The sequence below is a fragment of the Persicimonas caeni genome (assembly GCF_006517175.1).
Taxonomy (GTDB): Bacteria; Myxococcota_A; Bradymonadia; order Bradymonadales; family Bradymonadaceae; genus Persicimonas; species Persicimonas caeni.
Genome location: NZ_CP041186.1, coordinates 2,499,052 through 2,519,033, shown reverse-complemented (window position 1 = coordinate 2,519,033; position 19,982 = coordinate 2,499,052). Strand labels below are relative to the sequence as shown.

Here is a 19,982-nt window from a genome sequence, read left to right as displayed (position 1 = left end):
CCCAAAACGTCGACACGCAATTCTGAACAAACATCAATTGGAAGAACAATGAGTCAAGTTTCGACAAAGCCCGCGAGCGGCATGCGCGACTTCCTGCCCAAGGACGTCCAGCGCCGCAATCGCGTCTTCAATATCATCCGCGAAGTCTACGAATCCTACGGCTTCGAGCCCCTCGATACCCCTGCCATGGAGCGCCTGTCGACGTTGATGGGCAAGTACGGCGAAGAGGGCGACAAGCTCTTGTTCAAGGTCATGAAGCGCGGGCGCAAGCTCGACAAGGCGCTGCGCAAGGATGAGCCCCAGGACACCGATGTGGCCGACATGGGGCTTCGCTACGACCTGACCGTGCCCCTGGCGCGGGTGGCCGCCGAATACCAAAACGAGCTGCCGCGCTACTTCAAGCGCTACCAGATCGCGCCGGTGTGGCGCGCAGACCGGCCCCAGAAGGGTCGCTTTCGCGAGTTCTACCAGTGTGACGTCGACGTCATCGGCTCCGAGGCGATGACCGTCGAGGCCGAGGTCACCGCGGCGCTGGCCGAAGTACTGGTTCGCCTCGGGTTCACCGACTTTCGTATCCACGTCAACCACAGGAAGCTGCTGACGGCGATGATGGAGAAGGCCGGCGTCGCCCCCGAGATGCGCCAAGAGGCACTCATCGCCATCGACAAGCTCGACAAGATCGGGCGCGACGGCGTCATCGAGGAGCTCGAAAACCGCGGCATCGAGCAAGGCTCCATCGACAGCCTGATGCCGCTGTTGGACCAGGCCAGCGAACCGACCAGCCCCGGTGAGTTCGACAACGAGGCGACGCTCGCCGCGTTGAGAGAGGAAGTCGGTGAGTTGGAGAGCGGCCAAAAGGCGCTGTCCGACCTCGACAAGCTCCTCAAATTCGCCACGTCGGGCTCGGCTGCGGACCACCTGTATATCGACCCGTACCTGGCGCGCGGCCTGTCGTATTACACCGGTCCCATCTTCGAGATTCGCAGCGACGAGTTCTCGGGGAGCCTGGGCGGTGGCGGTCGCTACGACGAGCTCATCGGCATGTTCTCGAAGCAAGACATCCCGGCGTGCGGCTTCTCGCTGGGCGTCGAGCGTATCCTCGTGCTCATGGAAGAACGCGGCATGTTCGACGAGCGCGAGTCGGAGGTCGACGTCCTCGTGACCCTTTGGAACGACGACTTCACGCCCAACAGCTTCCGGCTGGCCAACGAGCTTCGCGAGGCGGGCCTGAAGGTCGACCTGTACCCGGACAACGACCGCTACGGCAAGCAGTTCGGCTACGCCGACGAGCGCAATATCCCGTTCGTGGCCATCCTCGCCCCCGACGAACTCGAAGCGGGCGTCGTCGCGCTCAAGGACATGAAGTCGGGCGACCAGGAGAAGGTCGCGCGTGAAGACGTTGCGGGTTGGCTTAAAGAACGTTTGGGCTCTTGAGGCCTATTTGGGCGGACAAACTACAATTTGAGGGTCGCGTATATGAGCCACATGAGCCACATGAGGCGCATTGAAACGACCCTCAAATTGTAGTTTGTAGCCGCCAGGCGCCCCAAATAGCACGACGAGACACCTTATGACTGAGGATCCCAAGATCGACTTCGCCGCCCACTGGACAATCGACCCGTCGGTGACGTTTCTCAACCACGGCTCGTTCGGTGCCACGCCCAAGCGCGTGCTCCACGAGCAGGAAGAGATTCGCAAGCGCATGGAGCGCCAGCCGATGCAGTTCTTCATGCGCGATCTGCCGGGCGAGCTCGATCGAGCGCGCGCGGAGTTCGCCGAGTTCGTGGGCGCAGATCCGGCGAATCTGGTCTTCGTGCCGAACACGACCACCGGCGTCAACTCGGTGCTGCGCTCGCTCGCGCTCGAGGCGGGCGACGAGATCTTGGTGACAAGCCACGGCTACCCGGCGTGCAACAACGCAGTCGACTTCGTCTGCGAGCGCGCCGGCGCCAAGTCCGTGGTCGCCGATATTCCCTTTCCGATAAGCTCGCCGGACGAGGTGGTCGAGGCGATTCTCGCCAAGGTGGGCGACAACACCCGGCTCGCGCTCATCGACCATGTGACGAGCGCCACGGCGCTCATCTTGCCCATCGAAAAGATCGTCGACGAGCTGCAGGCCCGCGGAGTCGACGTCCTCGTCGACGGCGCGCACGCCCCGGGCATGCTCGAGCTCGACCTGGAGAGCCTGGGCGCCACGTACTACACGGGCAACTGCCACAAGTGGCTGTGCGCTCCCAAAGGCGCCGCCTTTTTGTGGGTCGACCCGAGCAAGCGCACCGAGGTGCGCCCGGCGGTCATCAGTCACGGCGCCGGCGCACCGCCCGAGGAGCGCTTCCACTACGAGTTCGACTGGACCGGCACCCACGACTTCTCGCCGTATCTGTGCGTACCGACGACCATCAAGTTCCTGCGCAGCCTGATGCCCGGCGGCTGGCCCGCTATCTACGAGCGCAACCACAAGCTCGCCCTGCAAGCCCGCGACCTACTGTGCGACACGCTCGACATCGACCCGCCTGCGCCCGACGAGATGCTCGGCCCGATGGCCTCGGTCCCGCTGCCCGACGCCCCCTACGACAAGCTCCCGCCCAACCAGTTCACTGACCCATTGGGTGAGCGACTCGCCCGCGGCGGCTTCGAGGTGCGCATGGCCGCGTTCCCCGAGCTACCCAAGCGCATCTTGCGCGTCTCGTGCGCCCTCTACAACCGCCTCGAGCAGTACGAGGCGCTGTGCGAGGCGCTGCCGAAGGCCCTCGACGGGCAAGAGCTCGTCGAAGAGGGCGAGCTGCCGGTGTACTGAACGCGGAGCGGCTGCTTGCTGCCCGCGGAGCCAGCGCCCGTGCAGCCCCGAGGCTTGTCTCGGAGGATTGCGCCGCAACCCGTTCGTCGCGCACCGAAGAAGCAGAAGGCGCCGGCGCGCCGAGCATGTCCGAACCACCGACGAGAGACCCATGACCGACCGACTCGCCGCACGTTTCAAAGCCTACGAATCCACCTCCGAGCAGCTCCTGCCTCCGCGCTTGCCGGTCATCCTGCGCATGGACGGCCACGCCTTCAGCAAGCTCACCGAGCGTGAGGACTTCGACAAGCCGTTCGACGAGCGCTTTTTGGAGGCGATGCACGCCGCGGCGACCGACGTGCTCGAGTTTTGCTCGGGCGCGGAGCTCGCCTACGTGCAATCCGACGAAATCTCGGTGCTCCTTCGAAACGACCACACCGAGCAGACCGAGCCGTTCCTGGGCAATCGCACCCAGAAGCTCGCCTCGTTGACCGCCTCGCGCGCGGCGGTGACGTTCAACCGCGTCGCCAACGCCTACGGCATTCCGACCGAGGCGATGTTCGACTGTCGCGCCTTCGTCGTGCCGTACGCCGAGGTGAATAACTACTTTTTGTGGCGCCAGAACGACGCCTTCAAAAACTGCGTGAGCACTTACGCCTACTGGGAGCTTCGCAAGAAGTACGACGCCAACAAGGCCCACGAGATGCTCCAAGGCCTGAGCACCAATCAGCGCCAGGAGCTCATCTTCCAAGAGTTCGGCGTCAACCCCAACGACATCGCCACCAAATGGAAGCGCGGGGTGTGCATCCGCCGCGTCGAGCGCGAGCTGCCGCTTCGAGAGGCCCTCGAGCCCGCCAAGCTAGACGAGCTGCTCGAGAAGGGCCACGTCGACGACCCCGACGAAGTCGTGACGCGGCGCCCGTGGGAGGTCGATACAGAAATACCCCGATTCAACCACGAACCGGGGTATATCGAGGCGTTCCTCCCGGACTGACCTCTCCGCAACCACGTCCACCGCAAACCGTGATCGTCGTCGTGATCGTGATCGGCAGTTTAACCGTGAACGACCACTACAGCTGCAAACCACGATCACAGGAACTGTCGGGCGGGATTGCGGAGCGGAGCTCATCCCTCTCCATCAACGTGTCATTTCTGTAGCAAATCGGCCTTTTTCGTTGCATCGCGTCGCCTAAACCCCCATCCTCCGCGCCAAATAACGAGCTTCCGTCTCGGAGATTTGGCCATGTTGTTGAAAGCGCCGCGAACTCAGTTGTCTGTCTGTCTTCTCTCCTCGCTGCTCATCTTTGCCGGCGCGTGCGCCGGCGGCGAAGGTCCCGCCCACAACCCGTCCGACTCCGGCGCCGACGCCGGTCTCGGCGCCGACACCGTCGACGGCGCGAATCAGGCGCCGCAGGCGTCGATCTCTGCGCCGAGCCAAGCCTCGGTCGGCCAGCGAGTCGACCTCGACGCGTCGGCGAGCGTCGATCCAGACGGCGACGAGCTCGACTTTGTCTGGCGATTTGCGAGCAAACCTGACGGAAGCCAAGTCGTGATCTGGGGCGACCGCAGCGCCAACTCGTGGTTCCAGCCCGACGTCGTCGGCCAATACCTTCTCGAGCTGACCGTCGACGACGGCCAAGCCGAGTCCACCGAGACATTCACCATCACCGTCGACGACAGCCCCATCGACACGACTGCCGACGCCGGCCAAGACGTCGGCCAGGATACCTCCGACGAGGTCGACGCCGGGCCCAACCACGCGCCCGTGGCCGACGCCGGCGCCGATATCACCGCCGACGTGGGCACCCAACTGACGCTCGACGGCTCGAATAGCAGCGACCCCGACGGCGACGCGCTCACCTACCGCTGGACGATGATCGCCGAGCCCACCGGCAACACCTCCGCGCTGCTCGGCTCCGACTCGGCCACCCCGCGGTTCACCCCCAGCGTCGAGGGCGACTACGCCTTCGAATTGACCGTCGACGACGGCGAGTTGACCAGCAGCGACTCGGTGGTGGTGCGCGTAGGCGAGGGCGGCGGCAACGACGGCGGCGGGGGGGATGACGGCGGGACTGGCGGCAACGACGGCGGTGGACATACCGGCGGAGGCGGCGCCGACTGCCTGATCATCTCAGAGTACGTCGAGGGGAGCAGCTACAACAAGGCCATCGAGATCTACAACTGCGGCAGCGCAGCCATCGACCTGACCGACTACCGCTACTGCGCCGCCCACAACTCGACCGACCCGACCGGGACCGCCGACTGCTCGCGCGACCACGACCTGACCGGCACCCTCGCCGCAGGCGCGGTGCAGGTGTTGTGCAACGACCGCATCTCAGACGCCGCCGCCTGCGACGAACTCACCGGTAACATCAGCTTCAACGGCGACGACCGCTTCGTCATCTACCTCGACGACGGTAGCGGCGCCTACGAGCACGGCGTCGACACGGTCGTCGACGCCTTCGGCGAGCTCGCCAGCGAGCCCTCGAGCAGGTTGTGGGCCGACGTCACTCTCGAGCGCTGTAACTTCGCGCCCTTCGACGGGGTGTCGAGCTTCGACGCCGCCGTGTTCTACACGACGCACGCCGAAGACGACTTCAGCGGGCTGGGCGCCGCGCCCAGCGAGACCTGCGCGCCGTAACACTCATCGGTGCGTGGGCATCTTGCCCTCGAACTCATCGGTGCGTGGGCATCTTGCCCTCGAACTCATCGGTGCGTGGGCATCTTGCCCTCGAACTCATCGGTGCGTGGGCATCTTGCCCTCGAACTCATCGGTGCGTGGGCATCTTGCCCTCGTAGGCGAGAGCAAGGATGCACCCGCACCGAATCATTAGCAGCACGACTGCTTGCCGGGCTTCTTCGCCTCAATACTCGCCGAGCGAATATACTCGTCGACGACCGCCCCGGGCGCCCACTCGCGGATGAACTCGCGGCTCTCGTCTTTGGGCTCGATGGTCACGTCCACAAAGCCGGCCTCTTCGAGCATCGCCCGGAGGTCGTCGATGGTGCTCGCCCCGCTCACGCAGCACGAGTACAGTTCGAGGTCCTCCAAGATCTCGTCGGGCATCTCGGCGGTGGCGACCACGTCCGAGATGGCCAGCCGGCCGCCCGGCTTGAGCACGCGCAGCGCCTCGGCGAAGACCTGCGGCTTGTCCGGCGACAGGTTGATCACGCAGTTCGAGATGATCGCGTCGACCGTGGCGTCGGCCACCGGCAGGTGCTCGATCTCGCCCAGCCGAAAGCTGATATTCTTCGCGTCGATTTTGTCGGCGTTCGCGCGCGCCTTCTCGACCATCTCGGCGGTCATGTCCACGCCGATGACCAGACCTTCATCGCCGACCTTGTCGGCCGCCAAAAAGGCGTCGAACCCCGCGCCGGCCCCCAGGTCGAGCACGACCTCGCCGGGCGTGAGCGCGGCGATGGCCGTCGGGTTGCCGCAGCCCAGTCCCAGGTTGGCGCCCTCGGGCACCGACTCGGCCTCTTCTTTGGAGTAGCCCAGGCGCTCGGCGTGGATGTTGGCGATGTCGCGCTCGGCTTGGCCACCCGAGCAGCAACCGCTGCTGGAGGGATCGGACTTGGCGACGTCGCCGTAGGTCTTGCGAATTTGCTTTTTGATTTCTTCAGTTTTGCTCATTTTGGGCTCCTGTGGTTTGAGTCTATCGTTTCATAAAGGCAGCTCGAAGAGTCTCAAAGAGCTGCAACTAGCACCCTCAACCGCCTCAACACGTCCGGATTGATGCAATAACACACCCGCGGCCCGTCGATCTCACCCTGCACCAGCCCCGCGTCTTTCAACTTCTTCAAGTGCTGCGACACCGTCGACTGGGCCAGCGGCAGCTCGTCGACGATTTCGCCGCATACGCAGGCTTCGCGCCTGGCGAGCAGGCGCAAGATCTTGACGCGCGCCGGGTGTCCCAACGCCTTGGCGAGCTCGGCGAGCTCGTCGTCGGCGGCGGGGCCTTCGAGGTCGGCGAGCGGCTCGAGTTCAGACGCCGGCGGGCAGCATTGGGTTTCGGTTGTGGTCATTGTGGGTTCCTGTGGGTTGAGCCTTTATCGTTCTTTTGCGATTATCGTCATATTACGATGAGTGTCAAGCTGTCGAACTGCGACCCTTCCGAGGGTGCGCTTCGTCGGACGCGCGAAGCGCGCCCGACTGTGCTTACCCCCGGTGACGAGGGGGCCTAGCCTTGCTGCACTCTGAGCTGATCTGGTCGCATATTCGATAATCATTTGCCCGTAGAGGTCGCTTGCGCGATATTCTCGTCACCGAGGGTGCGCTCATCGAAGCGCCCAAAAGGCGCTTCGATGAGCGCACCCTCGGAAGGGTCGCAGCTCGTCAAATTGACATCTTGAGCCTTCTTATATAATCGTGCAAATGCGATAATCTTAACACCCAAAGAAGCCACCGTGACCACGCCTTTTTGGGTGAGGCGACGCGCTATCACTGGCCGTTCGAAGACCCCGACACCGACGAGCCGCTGACTGACGACCAGATGCTGGCGCGGCTTCGCGCGCGGCGAGACGAAATAAAGCAGCGCCTCACAGCCTTAGCCTCTAGATGGCCAAACGACCTACAGAAGAGACCTCGCTGAACGCCAAGCGTTTGCTCAGCCTCATCAAGCCCCACTGGAAGGGGCTTTCGGTGGCGACGTTCGCCCTGTTCGTGGCCGCGGGCATCTCGCTTTTGTACCCGCAGGCCGCCCGCATCGCCATCGACGACGTCATCAAGGCTGGTCAGACGACCGACATGAAGATGCTCGGGCTCGGCCTGCTCGGCATCTTCGCGGTGCAGGCCTTCTTCGTGGCGCTTCGCTACTACCTGTTCACCGTTATCGGCGACCGCATCGTCGCCGACCTGCGCAAGAGCCTCTTCTCGGCGTTGCTCGCCCAGGAGATGGGCTTCTTCGACGACAATCGCACAGGCGAACTCACCAGCCGGCTCACCTCGGACACCCAGGCCATCCAGAGCGCGGTGACCACGAACGTGTCGATGGGGCTTCGCTACGGCGCGCAGGCCATCGGCGGGGTGGCCATCCTGTTCGTGACCTCCGTCAAACTGTCGCTGGTGATGATCGTGGCGGTGCCGCTGGTCATCGGCACGGCGTTCTTCTACGGGCGCATGCTCCGCAGGCTCTCCCGAAAGGTCCAGGACGCCATCGCCGACTCGACCTCGGTCGCCGAAGAGTCGATCGGGGGCATCCGCACGGTGCGAAGCTTCGCCCGCGAGGAGCACGAGCGCGAAAACTACGACCGCGACATCGAGCGCTCCTTCGACATCGCCAAGATCCGCGCCCGGCTGGGCGCCTTTTTCACCGGCGGGATCACATTTTTGGGCTACGGCACCATCGCGGTGATCTTGTGGCTCGGAAGCCTGATGGTCATCGACGGCCAGATGACCCCCGGCGAGCTCGCCGCCTACATCCTCTACACGCTGTTCGTGGCGGTGGCGCTGGGCGTGTTGAGCGGTCTGTGGACCGACTTCATGAAGGCGGTGGGCGCAGGCGAGCGCGTCTTCGAGCTCATCGACCGCCTGCCCAACTTCGATGTGGCCGACGACCCGCGCCACGACGCGCCCAAGACTGGCCACGTCGCCCTCGAGGGCGTCACCTTCCGCTACCCGACGCGCCCCGAGGTCGCCGCCCTCGCCGACGTCTCCTTTGAAGTGCGCCCTGGCGAGAAGGTCGCGCTGGTGGGCCCGTCGGGCTCGGGCAAGTCGACGGTGGCCAACCTCGTCGCCCGCTTCTACGACCCGCAAGAGGGCCGGGTGCGCATCGACGGCTACGATATCCGCGACTGGGACCCCGACGTCTTGCGAAGCGCCATCGGCATGGTCGCCCAGGAGCCGGTCCTCTTCTCGGGCAGCATCCGCAGCAACGTCGTCTACGGCCGCCTCGGCGCCGGTGACGACGAGGTCGTCGACGCCCTGCGGGCCGCCAACGCCTGGGAGTTCGTCAGCGACTTCCCCGACGGCCTCGACACGGTCATCGGCGAGCGCGGCGTGCGCCTGTCGGGCGGCCAGAAGCAGCGCGTGGCCATCGCCCGGGCGATCCTGAAGGACCCGGCGATCCTGGTCTTGGACGAGGCGACCTCGGCGCTCGACGTCGAGAGCGAAGCGCTCGTCCAAGCCGCGCTCGAAAAGTTGATGGAGGGGCGCACCACGATCATCATCGCCCACCGCCTGTCGACCATCGCCAACGCCGACCGCGTCGTCGTGCTCGACCGCGGCCGCGTGGTAGAGAAGGGCACGCACCAGGAGTTGATGGGCGGCGACGACGTGTACCGCCGGCTGGTGGAGAGCCAGCAGCTATTGGGCGGGTGAGCCGGAGGCGGTCGCCTTGCGAGGTTGGCGCCCGCTATTAGAGGCGCCTGAACAGCGGCGCAAACTACGATTTGGGTGTTGCCTCATGCACCACAAGAGCTTGATTGGGGAACACTCAAATTGCCGTTCCGCGAGGGCGCTGTTTAGCCCTCGCCCCAAATAGCGGGCCTTCAAGAACCGATGCGCTTCAAATAGGACGAGAAAAATCATGACCATCTGGGTAGACGCCGACGCCGCCCCCAACGCCTGCAAAGACATCCTCGTGCGCGCCTCGCTCAAGCGCGAGGTCGACGTGGTGCTCGTGGCCAACCGCTGGCTGCAAAAGCCCAAGTCGAGCCGCGTCTCGGTGGTGACCGTCGCCAGCGGCGAGGACGTCGCCGACGACTATATCGTCGAGCAGTGCGAAGAGGGCGATCTCGTCATCACCTTCGACATCCCCCTGGCCGCGCGCGCCGTCGAGGAGGGCGCGGTGGTCATCACCCCGCACGGCAAGGAGCTCGACGCCAACAACGTGCGCGCCCGACTCAGCCGCCGCGACTTCGCCCACCACCTGCGCAGCATCGGCGTCGACACCGGCGGGCCGTCGGCCTTTGGTGACCGCCAAAAGCAAGCGTTCGCCAATGCGCTCGATCGGTGGATTACGGCGAGGAAGTAGGGGCGCATACGTCACGCACCTGCAAGGCCCACGCTCCTCTGCTAGACTCGGCCGCAGCAATCACGCCACCCGCCCGAGGCCGTCATGCCACGTCCCACGCTCGTCTACCTGTGCATGCTCCTGCTCACCACGCTTTCAGCCTGCTCCGACGGTGCATCATCAGGCGGCAGCTCGACCGACGCCGGTACGTCCCCGGACACGCGCATAGACGTCTCCGACCCGCTCACCGACCCCGACGACGGCCCGCCGGCGGGTAACCCCGACGCTCCCTGCACCGACATCCCCGACGAGGCCGGCCTCGAAGATACGTCGCGCCCCGACCACGTCGTCGGCGACGGCGCCCCCGAGAGCTGCACCTCGCAGGCCTTCGTCGACGCGGTCGCCAAAGGCGGGGTCATCACCTTCGACTGCGGGCCCGACCCGCACACCATCACCCTCGAAGAAACCGCCAAAGTGGTAAACGACACCGGCCCCGAGATCGTCATCGACGGCGGCGGCAAAGTGACGTTGAGCGGGGCGGGCCGTCGGCGCATCCTTTATATGAACACCTGCGACCAGGACCAAAAATGGACCACGTCGCACTGCCAGAACCAAGACCACCCGTGGCTGACCGTCCAGAACCTGACCTTCGTCGACGGCAATGCCTCCGGTGAGGAGCCGGGCGGCGGCGGGGCGATCTTTGTGCGCGGCGGGCGCTTCAAGGTGGTCAATTCGCGGTTTTTCAACAATCGCTGCGACGAGGTCGGCCCCGACGTGGGCGGCGCGGCCATCCGCACGCTCAGCCAGCACGAGGGCCAGCCGGTCTACATCGTCAACAGCACCTTCGGCGGGGCGGCCGAGCTGGGCAACACGTGCTCGAACGGTGGGGGCTTGAGCAGCATCGGGGTCTCCTACACCGTCATCAACAGCCTGTTCAGCCACAATGACGCCATCGGCCGCGGCGCCAACCCCGCCCAGGAGGGCACGCCCGGCGGCGGAAGCGGCGGAGCCATCTACAACGACGGCAACACCTACACCCTGACGGTGTGCGGCACCCGCATCGTCGACAACCACGCCAACGAGGGGGGCGGGGCGATCTTCTTTGTGAGCAATGACCGCTCGGGACACCTGGTCATCGAGGACTCGACGCTGCAGAACAACCCCAGCGACGGCTTCGAGACGCAGGGATATCCGGGGATTTTCTACCTGGGCGACGGCGACCCGCAGGTGAGCGAGTCGGTGATCGAGTGAGGGCGTTTTCGCCGCACACGAATCCTTCGCCGTTTCCCTGATGGCGGTGCCGAGATTTTGCCCGCCGTTCAGGCGCCCTTCATAGACGGCGTTACTCCCCTGCAAGGCCTACTCGTTCGTCGAATTCGACTCTGCTGCCACCTCTTCCTCCACCCGCGACACCATCTCGCGCGCCCGGGCCACCTGGGGGCCCTTGCCGAGGATGACGAGCTCGTCCCAGCCCTTCAGGATCCAGTTGGCCGGCGGGTTGATCTCGAGGTCGTTCTGGCGGACCACCCCCACGATGGAGGCGCCGGTCTCGGCGCGCAGGTTCAGCTCGCGCAGGGTTTTGCCCTCGACGGCGCCGCCGCGGGGCACGCGGATGATGTCGGCCTCGCTGCGGCCGATGAGTTGCTTGAGGGTCAGCCGGGTGCGCGACTGCTCCGGGGCGCGCGGCATGCGCAAGAAGCCGTAGGCCTCGCGGCGGATGCGGTCCTTTTCGCGCAGGATGTCGACCGGTGAGGCGCCGTAGCTCTCGAGCACCGAGCCGACCAGCTCGAGCGAGGTCTCGAATTCCTCAGGGATGACCTCCGAGGCGCCCAGCTCGTACAGGTCGTCGACCTCGCGCTCGTAGCGGGTGCGAACCACGATGAACAGTTCGGGGTTGAGGCGGCGGGCCTGGGCGACGATGCGTCGGGTGGTGGGCGCGTCGCCGATGGCCACGACCAACGAGCGCGCCTGCTCGATGCCCAGGTGCTTCAAGATGGGCTGGCGGGCGGCGTCGCCAAAATAGATCGGCTCTTCGTCGCGCTTGTCGCGCACCGTCTTCGAGTTCATCTCCACGATCACGTACGGCACCGCGATTCGCCGCAGCACGCGGGCGACGTTTTTGCCGTTGAGCCCGTAGCCCACGACGATGACGTGGTCTTCGAGGTCCTGCTCGGTGCCATCGTGGTGGACGGCCTCGACGCGGCGCGACGGGGCGAGCAGCCGCTCGAGGCGCGATGGCTTGGCGAACTCGGTGCGCTCGGCGAGCCACTCGGCCAGGCGGAACAACAGCGGGGTGGCCGCCATCGTGATGACCGACACGGCCAGGAACACCGAGTACTGATCGGGGGAGAGCAGCTCGACGCGAAGCCCCTCGCGCGCCAGCACGAACGAGAATTCACCGACCTGGGCCAGGCCGATTCCCACGAGCACCGCCACGCGCAGCCCATAGCCGAGCACCAGGATGACCGTGCCGGCGATGAGCGCCTTGATGACGAAGACCGCCACGATCAGCCCGATGAGCTCGAAGGGCATATTCATGAAGACCGTCGGCGAGAACAACATGCCCACCGACACGAAGAAGAGGCTGTTGAACAGGTCGCGAAACGGCAGCACCTCCGAGAGCATCTGGTGCGAGTAGGGCGACTCCGAGATCACAAGCCCCGCCAAAAACGCCCCCAGCGCCAGCGACAGCCCCGCCAGCCCCGACAGGTACGCCGTGCCCACGCCCACCAGAATGGTCAGCAGCGTGAACAGCTCGCGCTGGCGGGTCTTGACGACCTTCTCGATGAACCACGGGTAGACGTAGGTCGCCAGGAGCATCAGCCCGACGATGACCCCGAAGGCTTTCAGGAAGATAAACGCCACCTCCTTCGCCCCGGGCGCCTGGCCGGCCATGATGGGGGCGAGCAAGATGAGCGCGACGACGGCGAGGTCCTGAAAGATCAAGATCCCCAGCATCCCCTGGCCGTGCACCGCGCTGAGCTGACCCGATTGCTGCAACAGGCTCAACACGATCGCCGTCGAGCTCAGCCCCACCAGCGCCCCCCAGAAGAGCGACACGTTCCAGGCAATCCCCACCCCCATCGCAATCCCGGCCACGATCGCCGCGGTGCCCAACAGCTGCATGCCCCCGCCGCCGAAGACCAGCCTGCGGATGCGCATCAGGTCGCGCAGCGAGAACTCCAGGCCGATGGAGAAGAGCAGGAGCACCACGCCGATCTCGGCCAGCAGCTCGACCTCGCTCGGGTCGGCGATCACCGCCATGCCGCCCGGCCCGATGAGCACGCCTGCGGCCAAAAAGCCGACCAGGGACGGCAATTTGATCTTGTGGAAGAGCCAGACGACGATCACCGACAGACTCACGATGATCAAAAAATCAGCCAGTAGGTGCAGGTCGTGCATCGAGGCGCCTCACAGCGAAGAAGGTGCTCAACAGATCGTGCCACAAACAGATCACGCGCAATTCTGCGTGTAACCTATGTGCGAGAGGCGAGCAACCAACTTCGACGGTGGGCGAACGCCTTGCAGGGGCGCGGCGCCAGCTATTAGGGGCGCCTGAACGGCGGCGCGGAACTACAATTTGAGGGGCGTTTCAATGTGGCTCATGTGGTTGATGACTTCAATGAGCCTCATGTGGTGGATGAGTCGACCCTCAAATTGTCGTTTGTCGAGGGCGCTGTTCAGCCCTCGCCCCTAATAGCAGGCGTTGCTCTCCTGCAGGGCCTCCGCCCCTCAAATCGCCTCCATGCGCCCCTCGGCCTCGTCGAGGCGGGTGAGGGCGCGGGCGCCGATATCTTCGACGACGATGGAGGCGCAGGCCGCGGCGAAGCGGGCGGCGTCGACGGGAGCATGGCCGGCGGCGATTTGGTGGCAGAAGCTCGCAGCGAAGGTGTCGCCGGCGCCGGTGGGGTCGACCGCGTCGGTGGGGTAGATGCCCACCTCGGTGGGTTCGCCGTCGACATAGATGCGGCTTCCCTGCTCGCCCAGGGTATAGGCGACGATGGGCACGGCGCGCACGAGCTTGTCGAGCAGGCCGGGTTGGTCGATGACGTCCTCTTCGCTCAAGCAGGCGATGTCGACGCCCCGAAAATCCTCTTCGGTCACATCCCAGAACTGCTGGACGACGCGGTGCGCTTGGCCGGTGACGCCGCGTTGCTGGACGCCTTCGAGCTCGGAGGCGTCGAAGACAGGGCCGGGGACTTTGATCCAGCCCTGCACGTTGATCGCCAGGAGGCCGTCGCCGACGGCGTCCTTCCAGCGAAGCAGGTCGATTTCGCCCAGGACCGGGGCGAGGTGGACGAGGTCGGCGTCCAACATGGTGTCTGACACCATGTCGGGGGTGACCTCGGGGGCCATCGCCTCGAGCAGTTGGATGCGCGGGGCGTCGTCGGGGTAGTAGTTGGCGAAGACGGTCGTCTGGCCCTGGCGGTGGACGGTGGCGTCGAGGTCGCTGAGTTCGTCGTCGCGGGTGAAGTCGTGGCCGACGACGGTGACCAGGTGGGTGTGTCCGTCGACGAGGGCAAGATGCCCCCGCACCGAAGCTGCGCTCGTCCCATCGGTGCGGGGGCATCTTGCCCTCGCTGCGAGGCGGTCGAGCGCGTGGTGGACCTTGGCGCCGTAGAAGGCGCAGCCGCCGGCGGCGAAGCCGCCTTGGTAGTGGTCGTGGGTGGTGTGGCCGGCGATCAACGTCTTCATGAAAAGCCTACTCTACTCGACATTTTCCTCCCCGCTCGTAGCGCAGCGGAGAGATGGGGAGGACCAAGGAGGGGACTCCTCCTCCGCGAAGCGTAGCGGAGTGGAGGAGGACCGAGGAGGAGGAAAGTAGTTGGTGTGCGAAAGACCTCTCCCTTGATCCCTCTCCATTTTGCTTCGCTTCATGGAAAGGGAGCCTCTCCTCGGTCCTCTCCTTCCCTTCGCTTCGCTGCGGGCGGAGAGGATGCGTTTGCTCGATCGAGCTGTGTTCTCAGTTGAAGAACTCGCCGCAGGCGATGTTGTACGACTGCCCGGTGATTGCACGTGCTGCGCCGGAGCACAAAAATGCGATCAAGTCGGCGACATCCTCCGGCTCGACCATGCGGCCGAGCGGGATGCCGGCGATGGCCTCCTTGCGGAACTCGTCGGTTTCCACACCGGCGCGTCGCGCGCCTTCGGCGCTGTCGGCGCGCGACATGGGGGTGTCGACCCAGCCGGGGCAGACCGCGTTGACGCGGATGCCGCGCGGGGCGAGTTCGAGGGCGACGCATTTGGTCAGCCCCAAAACGGCGTGCTTGCTGGCGGTGTAGGCCTCGTAGCCGGCGCGGGCGTTTTTGCCCAGGCCCGACGAGACGGTGACGATGCTTCCGCCGTCGACGAGGGTCTTCTGGGCGGCCTTGAGGCAGTAGTAGACGCCGTTGAGGTTCACATCCATGGTGGTGTGCCAGACCTCGTCGGTGTTCGCGTCGTCGAGGCGCGCCTGCAGGCAGACGCCGGCGTTGGCCACGAGCACGTCGAGGGCGCCGAGCTCGACGAAGAGCGCGTCGACGGCGGCCTGGTCAGTGACGTCGAGCGGGTGGGTGGTGACGTCGCCCAGCTCTTGCTTCGCCGCTTGCAGTTTGTCTGCGTTGCGGCTGGCGATGTGGACGTCGTCGCCCGCTTCGATGAAGGCGCGGGCGGTCTCGAGGCCGATGCCGGAGGAGCCGCCGGTGATCAGGATTTCGCGTGGCATGGTCGACCTCAATAGCTCGCTTCGATCGCTTCACGAAGGACGGCGTCGCTGACCGGAATCGCGTAGTCATCGTCGACCGACCACAGCGTGCCCGGCCCGTCGACGAGCGCCATGCGCGTGCCTTCGGTCAGGTAGCGCTTGTTGAAGCGCATCATCGCCAGGATGTCGTCGACCTTGATCGACTCGGGGATGCGGGTGGGCAGCTCGTACTTTTCGATGACGTGGCGGTGCAGCTCGATGATCTCCTCGTCGCAGCCGCCCAGAAGGCGGGAGACGCGCGCGGCGACCATCATGCCGATGCCGACCGACTGGCCGTGGTTCAGGTCGTAGCCCGACAGGTACTCGATGGGGTGGCCGACGGTGTGGCCGTACTGCAGGACCATGCCCTCGCGAAGCTCTTTGGGGTCGATGGCCATCAGCTCGCACTTGAGCTCGATATTCTTGCGCACGACCGCCTCCAGAAAGTCGGGGTCGTCGATGGCGCCGTCGTAGTCGAGCAAAAATTGCAGGTAGTCGGGGTCTTGGCCGAGCGCGTGCTTGACGACTTCGCTCAGGCCGTCGGGGATGAGCCAGTCCTCGAGGGTGGCCAGGACCTCGACGTCGACGGCGATATTGATGGGCGGGTAGTAGGCGCCGACCAGGTTTTTGCCGCGCTCGCCGTTGACGCCCTGCTTGTGGCTGATGGCGGCGTCGCACTGGGCCATGAGCGTGGTGGGAACGTGCACCAGGCCGATGCCGCGGTACAGGGTCGAGGCGATAAAGCCGCACACGTTGCACACCGCGCCGCCGCCCAGGCTGACGAGCACCGAGCGCTCGTCGATGCCCTCGCCGAGGACGTGCTCGACGAGCTTGGTGTAGTTCGACAGGGTCTTGGACTCCTCGCCCTCGGCCATGACGATGCGGCGCACGTCGTAGCCCATGTCGCTCAGGCCGCCGACGAAATCGTCGCCGTACAGCTCGTTGACGCGCGTGTCGGTGAACACGTAGATGGGCGACGAGGCGCTCTCGTCGGGGATGAGCTTGATGGTGTTCGGGTTGCGCACGAAGCCGCGCTGGACGAACACGTCGGTCTCGATGGGCTTGCCGGTGACGAAGGTGTACTCGTGGGTCTCGCGGTCGGTGTCGTGGATGTCGGCCGAGAAGACCGCCTCGACGCGGCGCTTTTGGCGGTGGTCCATCTCGGCGCGAATCAGCGCCGGCGGGGTGTCGATGTCGTACCACTTGCGCTCGCCGACAAAGCGGGCGGCGACCTTGCCGTCGGCGGCCAGCCGGGCGATGGCGTCGGTCAGGTCGGCGGGCTCGGTGTCGGCCAAGGTGGCCTCGAGGGCGTCGAACAGAGCGGGGCGGCAGGCAAAGAGCCCGGCGTCGACGCCGTGGGCGTTTTCGAGGCTTCGAGAGGCGTCGAGCACGCGCTCGCCGTCGAGGTTGACCTTGACGGCGGCGTCCAGGTCGTAGATTCGGCTCGTATCACGATCGACGAGCATGCAGGCAACCTGCTCGTCGCTCAGGTCGACCTGGGCCATGCGCTCGACGAGCGCGGGGTCGAAGAAGTGGTCGGCCATCGACAGCAAGAAGGGCGCGTCGAAGTGCTCGCGGGCCGCCAGCAAGCTGCTGGCCAGGCCATGTTGCCACGACGGATTCTCGACCAAGGTCACCTGAATGGACAGGTCGGGGTGGTTGGTCAGCTCGCGGGCGATCTTTTTGGCTTCGAAGCCCAACACGACCACCGCCTCGTCGACTCCGGCGGCCTCGAGTTGCTCGAGCACATGCAGGATCAAGGGGCGGCCGCCCACGTCGACGAGCGGCTTGGGAGTATTGGGGCGGTCGAGACGAGCGCCGCGTCCGGCGGCAGGGATGAGTGCTTTTTGATACATCGAACTTCGTCAGTTACGTCAGGGAGTTGTCAACAAGTGGAGACATATCACTCCACATGCGGCACGTCCATTGGAGCAAAGATGCTCCAATGGGACCGGCGCGGCTGGGGCTCGAGGCGCGCGCTGGGTTGGGTCGCGGCGCCCGGGGCCTGTGGCGGCCCAAGAAGCTTGCAAGATCAGCGCCGCCAGCCCGAGCGTGGGCGCCTGTCAGGGCGTCGTCTGTGGGCCAGAAGGTGGAAGAACCTGCTGGCCGGGTTTATGCTTGGAAATGTCGACAACGCAACTACCTTGTCTGTTACTGCCGGAGCTGAGACTCCCCCCGCAGTCGACGGGAGGGCATCCGCTGCCGCGCCGCTGCCACAACGGCGAGCGTGGCAGACGGGGGGCGAGTCAGCCGACGCAATTCACATCGCTAATGACACGAGCCTCGAGAGGTCATCGTGAGTAAAGACACCGACGCGGCGAAAATCAGTGACGCTGACGGAAAGCTGGCCGTCTTGCTGCCCGGATTGGGCGCAGTGGGAACCACCTTCATCGCCGGGGTGATGGCCATCCGACGTCAGCTGGCCGAACCCATCGGCAGCTTGAGCCAATTAGGGCGCATGCCGGGCGGTGAGGAGCCGCCGTTGATCAAGGAGGCCCTTCCTCTGGCCAGTCTCGACGATCTGGTCTTCGGGGGGTGGGATATCTTCGAAGAGAATTGCTACGAGGCGGCCTGCGAGGCGGGCGTGCTCGACCACAAGCACCTCGAGCCGGTCAAAGAGGAGCTGGCGGCGGTCAAGCCGATGAAGGCGGTCTTCGATCGCGAGTTTGTGCGCAATCTCGACGGCACCCACGTCAAGGAGGCGGGCTCGAAGATGGAGCTGGCCGAGGCGCTCATCGACGACATCGAGGGCTTTGTCGCCGACAACGGCTGTGATCGCGCCGTGGCGGTGTGGTGCGGCTCGACCGAGGTGCACGTGTCGCCCCAGGAGGTCCACCTCTCCCTGGAGGCCTTCGAAGACGGGCTGCGCAACGATCACGAGGCGATCAGCCCCACGATGATCTACGCCTACGCTCACCTCAAGGCCGGCGTGCCGTTTGTCAACGGCGCGCCTAACCGCGCGCTGGACACCCCGGCTCTGGTGCAACTGGCCAAAAAGAAGGGCGTGCCGGTGGCCGGCAAGGACTTCAAGACCGGCCAGACGCTGATGAAGACGATTCTGGCCCCGGGGCTCTCCAGCCGCCAGTTGGGCGTGCGCGGGTGGTACTCGACCAATATTCTGGGCAACCGCGACGGCCAGGTGCTCGACGACCCCGGCTCGTTCAAGACCAAAGAGGAGTCGAAGCTGTCGGTGCTCAGCTCCATCTTCCGGCCCGACAACAACCCCGAGCTGTACGGGGACATGCACCACAAGGTGCGCATCGATTATTACCCACCCCGCGGTGACAACAAGGAGGGCTGGGACAATATCGATATCTTCGGGTGGTTGGGCTACGACATGCAGATCAAGATCGACTTTCTGTGCCGCGACTCGATCTTGGCCGCCCCGCTGGTGCTCGACCTGGCCTTGTTCGCCGACCTGGCCCACCGCGCCGGCTTGAGCGGCAACCAAAAGTGGTTGTCGTTCTACTTCAAGAGCCCTCAGACCAACGACGGCGAGCAGCCGGTGCACGACCTGTTCGCCCAGCGACGCATGCTGTTCAACCAGTTGGAGGCCTTCCGCGCGCTGCATGCGGCCGGCGAGCCGTGGGACGGCCGCCTCGTCGACCCTCAGCCGCAGGCGCGCATTCGCTCGGAGCTGTAATTTGACACGGGTGACCAGATGCCAAACGCGCCATGGTTCGACTTGCTCGTCAAGCTGTCCCCCGGCCTGCTGCTGGGGGCGGTGCTCGTGGTCTTGCTGGGGATCTACGCGCTGAGCACGGCCGGCACTGAGCGCTCGCTCCGCCGCGACGGCTCGGTGCTGCTGCCCCGAATCCTCATCGGTTTTTGGTATTGGCTGGTCACCCCGATCATCTCCGGGCTCGACCGCCTGGGGGTGCGCCCCAACCACATCACGCTCTTTTCGCTCTACCTGGCCGCTTTGGCCGCCGTCGCGCTGGGCACCGGCTATTTCATGGTCGGCTGCTGGCTGGTCATCGCCGCGGCCAGTTGTGACCTGCTCGACGGCCTGCTGGCCCGCCAGACCGATGCCGGCTCACCTGCCGGCGCTTTTCTCGATTCTTTCGCCGATCGCATCGCCGAGGGAATGGTGTTCGCCGGAATCGCCTTCTATGGGGGCGGCGGCGCTCTCACCTGGCTCGCGCTGTGGGCGATGCTCGCCTCGGTGATGGTCAGCTACGCCCGCGCCCGAGGTGAGGGCCTCGGGGCCGACTGCAAGGTCGGCTTGATGCAGCGACCCGAGCGGCTCTTGTTGTTGATCCTCACGCTCTTCGCGGCGCCCATCGCCGCGGTATTCTTGGAGCCCGGCGCCCAGCGCCCTGTCTTCCACGTCGCTATCTTCGGCATTGGCCTTCTGGCTGCTTTGAGCACGGTCACCGCCGTGCGCCGTGCCCATTGGATCTTTAGCACCCTCGCCGGTCAGTCTCACGAGAACGGAGCGCCCATCGTGGGCGCCGATGAGCCGGATGAGGGCTACACACACTTCGAACAGAACGCCGGGGTGGCCGAATAGGGCCTGGCGCAGCCGAGG

The 19,982-nt window shown here is 65.3% G+C and carries 15 protein-coding genes; 9 read left to right on the top strand and 6 right to left on the bottom strand.

Going from position 1 to position 19,982, the window contains the following annotated elements:
• Window positions 1-48: 48 nt before the first annotated feature.
• The 4 genes from hisS (at window position 49) to FIV42_RS30080 (ending at window position 5,417) form a co-directional block, all read left to right on the top strand.
• A complete protein-coding gene (gene hisS / locus FIV42_RS09300) occupies window positions 49-1,434 on the top strand; it encodes a histidine--tRNA ligase (RefSeq protein ID WP_141197411.1) in 1,386 nt (461 codons plus the stop codon).
• Between the two features lie 136 nt (window positions 1,435-1,570).
• Entirely contained in the window at window positions 1,571-2,797 is a 1,227-nt protein-coding gene (locus FIV42_RS09295) for an aminotransferase class V-fold PLP-dependent enzyme (protein ID WP_141197410.1), read from the top strand.
• 151 nt (window positions 2,798-2,948) lie between these two features.
• Entirely contained in the window at window positions 2,949-3,770 is an 822-nt protein-coding gene (locus FIV42_RS09290; RefSeq protein ID WP_141197409.1) for a tRNA(His) guanylyltransferase Thg1 family protein, read from the top strand.
• Window positions 3,771-4,019: 249 nt separating this feature from the next.
• Complete coding sequence (locus FIV42_RS30080) at window positions 4,020-5,417, top strand: lamin tail domain-containing protein (protein WP_168210519.1); 1,398 nt, start codon at window positions 4,020-4,022, stop codon at window positions 5,415-5,417.
• A 189-nt stretch (window positions 5,418-5,606) separates the two neighbouring features.
• Here the strand turns inward: FIV42_RS30080 and FIV42_RS09280 are convergent, their stop codons facing one another.
• Both FIV42_RS09280 and FIV42_RS09275 read right to left on the bottom strand, forming a co-directional pair.
• Window positions 5,607-6,410, bottom strand: a complete 804-nt coding sequence (locus tag FIV42_RS09280; protein ID WP_141197408.1) for an arsenite methyltransferase — start codon at window positions 6,408-6,410, stop codon at window positions 5,607-5,609.
• A gap of 53 nt (window positions 6,411-6,463) precedes the next feature.
• Window positions 6,464-6,802 carry an ArsR/SmtB family transcription factor gene (locus FIV42_RS09275; protein ID WP_141197407.1) on the bottom strand — a complete coding sequence of 113 codons (339 nt, stop codon included), beginning with the start codon at window positions 6,800-6,802 and terminating at the stop codon, window positions 6,464-6,466.
• Between the two features lie 532 nt (window positions 6,803-7,334).
• Between FIV42_RS09275 and FIV42_RS09270 the strand changes: the two genes are divergently transcribed.
• The 3 genes from FIV42_RS09270 to FIV42_RS09260 all read left to right on the top strand — a co-directional run bounded on the left by FIV42_RS09270 (window position 7,335) and on the right by FIV42_RS09260 (window position 10,980).
• A complete protein-coding gene (locus FIV42_RS09270) occupies window positions 7,335-9,095 on the top strand; it encodes an ABC transporter ATP-binding protein (protein WP_141197406.1) in 1,761 nt (586 codons plus the stop codon).
• A gap of 208 nt (window positions 9,096-9,303) precedes the next feature.
• The gene (locus FIV42_RS09265) at window positions 9,304-9,750 is read left to right on the top strand and encodes a YaiI/YqxD family protein (RefSeq protein ID WP_141197405.1); all 447 of its coding nucleotides are present in this window, start codon (window positions 9,304-9,306) and stop codon (window positions 9,748-9,750) included.
• An 84-nt stretch (window positions 9,751-9,834) separates the two neighbouring features.
• Window positions 9,835-10,980, top strand: coding sequence for a hypothetical protein (locus FIV42_RS09260; protein WP_141197404.1), 1,146 nt, complete (start codon window positions 9,835-9,837; stop codon window positions 10,978-10,980).
• 108 nt (window positions 10,981-11,088) lie between these two features.
• Here the strand turns inward: FIV42_RS09260 and FIV42_RS09255 are convergent, their stop codons facing one another.
• The 4 genes from FIV42_RS09255 to FIV42_RS09240 all read right to left on the bottom strand — a co-directional run bounded on the left by FIV42_RS09255 (window position 11,089) and on the right by FIV42_RS09240 (window position 17,307).
• On the bottom strand, window positions 11,089-13,131 hold the full coding sequence (locus tag FIV42_RS09255) for a monovalent cation:proton antiporter family protein (RefSeq protein ID WP_141197403.1): 2,043 nt from the start codon (window positions 13,129-13,131) through the stop codon (window positions 11,089-11,091).
• 330 nt (window positions 13,132-13,461) lie between these two features.
• A complete protein-coding gene (locus FIV42_RS09250) occupies window positions 13,462-14,424 on the bottom strand; it encodes a PfkB family carbohydrate kinase (RefSeq protein ID WP_141197402.1) in 963 nt (320 codons plus the stop codon).
• A gap of 268 nt (window positions 14,425-14,692) precedes the next feature.
• The gene (locus FIV42_RS09245) at window positions 14,693-15,433 is read right to left on the bottom strand and encodes an SDR family NAD(P)-dependent oxidoreductase (protein WP_141197401.1); all 741 of its coding nucleotides are present in this window, start codon (window positions 15,431-15,433) and stop codon (window positions 14,693-14,695) included.
• A gap of 8 nt (window positions 15,434-15,441) precedes the next feature.
• A complete protein-coding gene (locus tag FIV42_RS09240) occupies window positions 15,442-17,307 on the bottom strand; it encodes a 3-dehydroquinate synthase family protein (protein WP_141197400.1) in 1,866 nt (621 codons plus the stop codon).
• A gap of 440 nt (window positions 17,308-17,747) precedes the next feature.
• Between FIV42_RS09240 and FIV42_RS09235 the strand changes: the two genes are divergently transcribed.
• Window positions 17,748-19,094, top strand: a complete 1,347-nt coding sequence (locus tag FIV42_RS09235) for an inositol-3-phosphate synthase (RefSeq protein WP_141197399.1) — start codon at window positions 17,748-17,750, stop codon at window positions 19,092-19,094.
• Between the two features lie 18 nt (window positions 19,095-19,112).
• Window positions 19,113-19,964 carry a CDP-alcohol phosphatidyltransferase family protein gene (locus FIV42_RS09230; RefSeq protein WP_141197398.1) on the top strand — a complete coding sequence of 284 codons (852 nt, stop codon included), beginning with the start codon at window positions 19,113-19,115 and terminating at the stop codon, window positions 19,962-19,964.
• Window positions 19,965-19,982: the final 18 nt, after the last annotated feature.

What these genes read in the sequence shown, in the direction of transcription:
- hisS (WP_141197411.1), top strand. Translation starts at nt 49, where the DNA reads ATGAGTCAAGTTTCGACAAAGCCCGCGAGCGGCATGCGCGACTTCCTG.
- FIV42_RS09295 (WP_141197410.1), top strand. Translation starts at nt 1,571, where the DNA reads ATGACTGAGGATCCCAAGATCGACTTCGCCGCCCACTGGACAATCGAC.
- FIV42_RS09290 (WP_141197409.1), top strand. Translation starts at nt 2,949, where the DNA reads ATGACCGACCGACTCGCCGCACGTTTCAAAGCCTACGAATCCACCTCC.
- FIV42_RS30080 (WP_168210519.1), top strand. Translation starts at nt 4,020, where the DNA reads ATGTTGTTGAAAGCGCCGCGAACTCAGTTGTCTGTCTGTCTTCTCTCC.
- FIV42_RS09280 (WP_141197408.1), bottom strand. Translation starts at nt 6,410, where the DNA reads ATGAGCAAAACTGAAGAAATCAAAAAGCAAATTCGCAAGACCTACGGC.
- FIV42_RS09275 (WP_141197407.1), bottom strand. Translation starts at nt 6,802, where the DNA reads ATGACCACAACCGAAACCCAATGCTGCCCGCCGGCGTCTGAACTCGAG.
- FIV42_RS09270 (WP_141197406.1), top strand. Translation starts at nt 7,335, where the DNA reads ATGGCCAAACGACCTACAGAAGAGACCTCGCTGAACGCCAAGCGTTTG.
- FIV42_RS09265 (WP_141197405.1), top strand. Translation starts at nt 9,304, where the DNA reads ATGACCATCTGGGTAGACGCCGACGCCGCCCCCAACGCCTGCAAAGAC.
- FIV42_RS09260 (WP_141197404.1), top strand. Translation starts at nt 9,835, where the DNA reads ATGCCACGTCCCACGCTCGTCTACCTGTGCATGCTCCTGCTCACCACG.
- FIV42_RS09255 (WP_141197403.1), bottom strand. Translation starts at nt 13,131, where the DNA reads ATGCACGACCTGCACCTACTGGCTGATTTTTTGATCATCGTGAGTCTG.
- FIV42_RS09250 (WP_141197402.1), bottom strand. Translation starts at nt 14,424, where the DNA reads ATGAAGACGTTGATCGCCGGCCACACCACCCACGACCACTACCAAGGC.
- FIV42_RS09245 (WP_141197401.1), bottom strand. Translation starts at nt 15,433, where the DNA reads ATGCCACGCGAAATCCTGATCACCGGCGGCTCCTCCGGCATCGGCCTC.
- FIV42_RS09240 (WP_141197400.1), bottom strand. Translation starts at nt 17,307, where the DNA reads ATGTATCAAAAAGCACTCATCCCTGCCGCCGGACGCGGCGCTCGTCTC.
- FIV42_RS09230 (WP_141197398.1), top strand. Translation starts at nt 19,113, where the DNA reads ATGCCAAACGCGCCATGGTTCGACTTGCTCGTCAAGCTGTCCCCCGGC.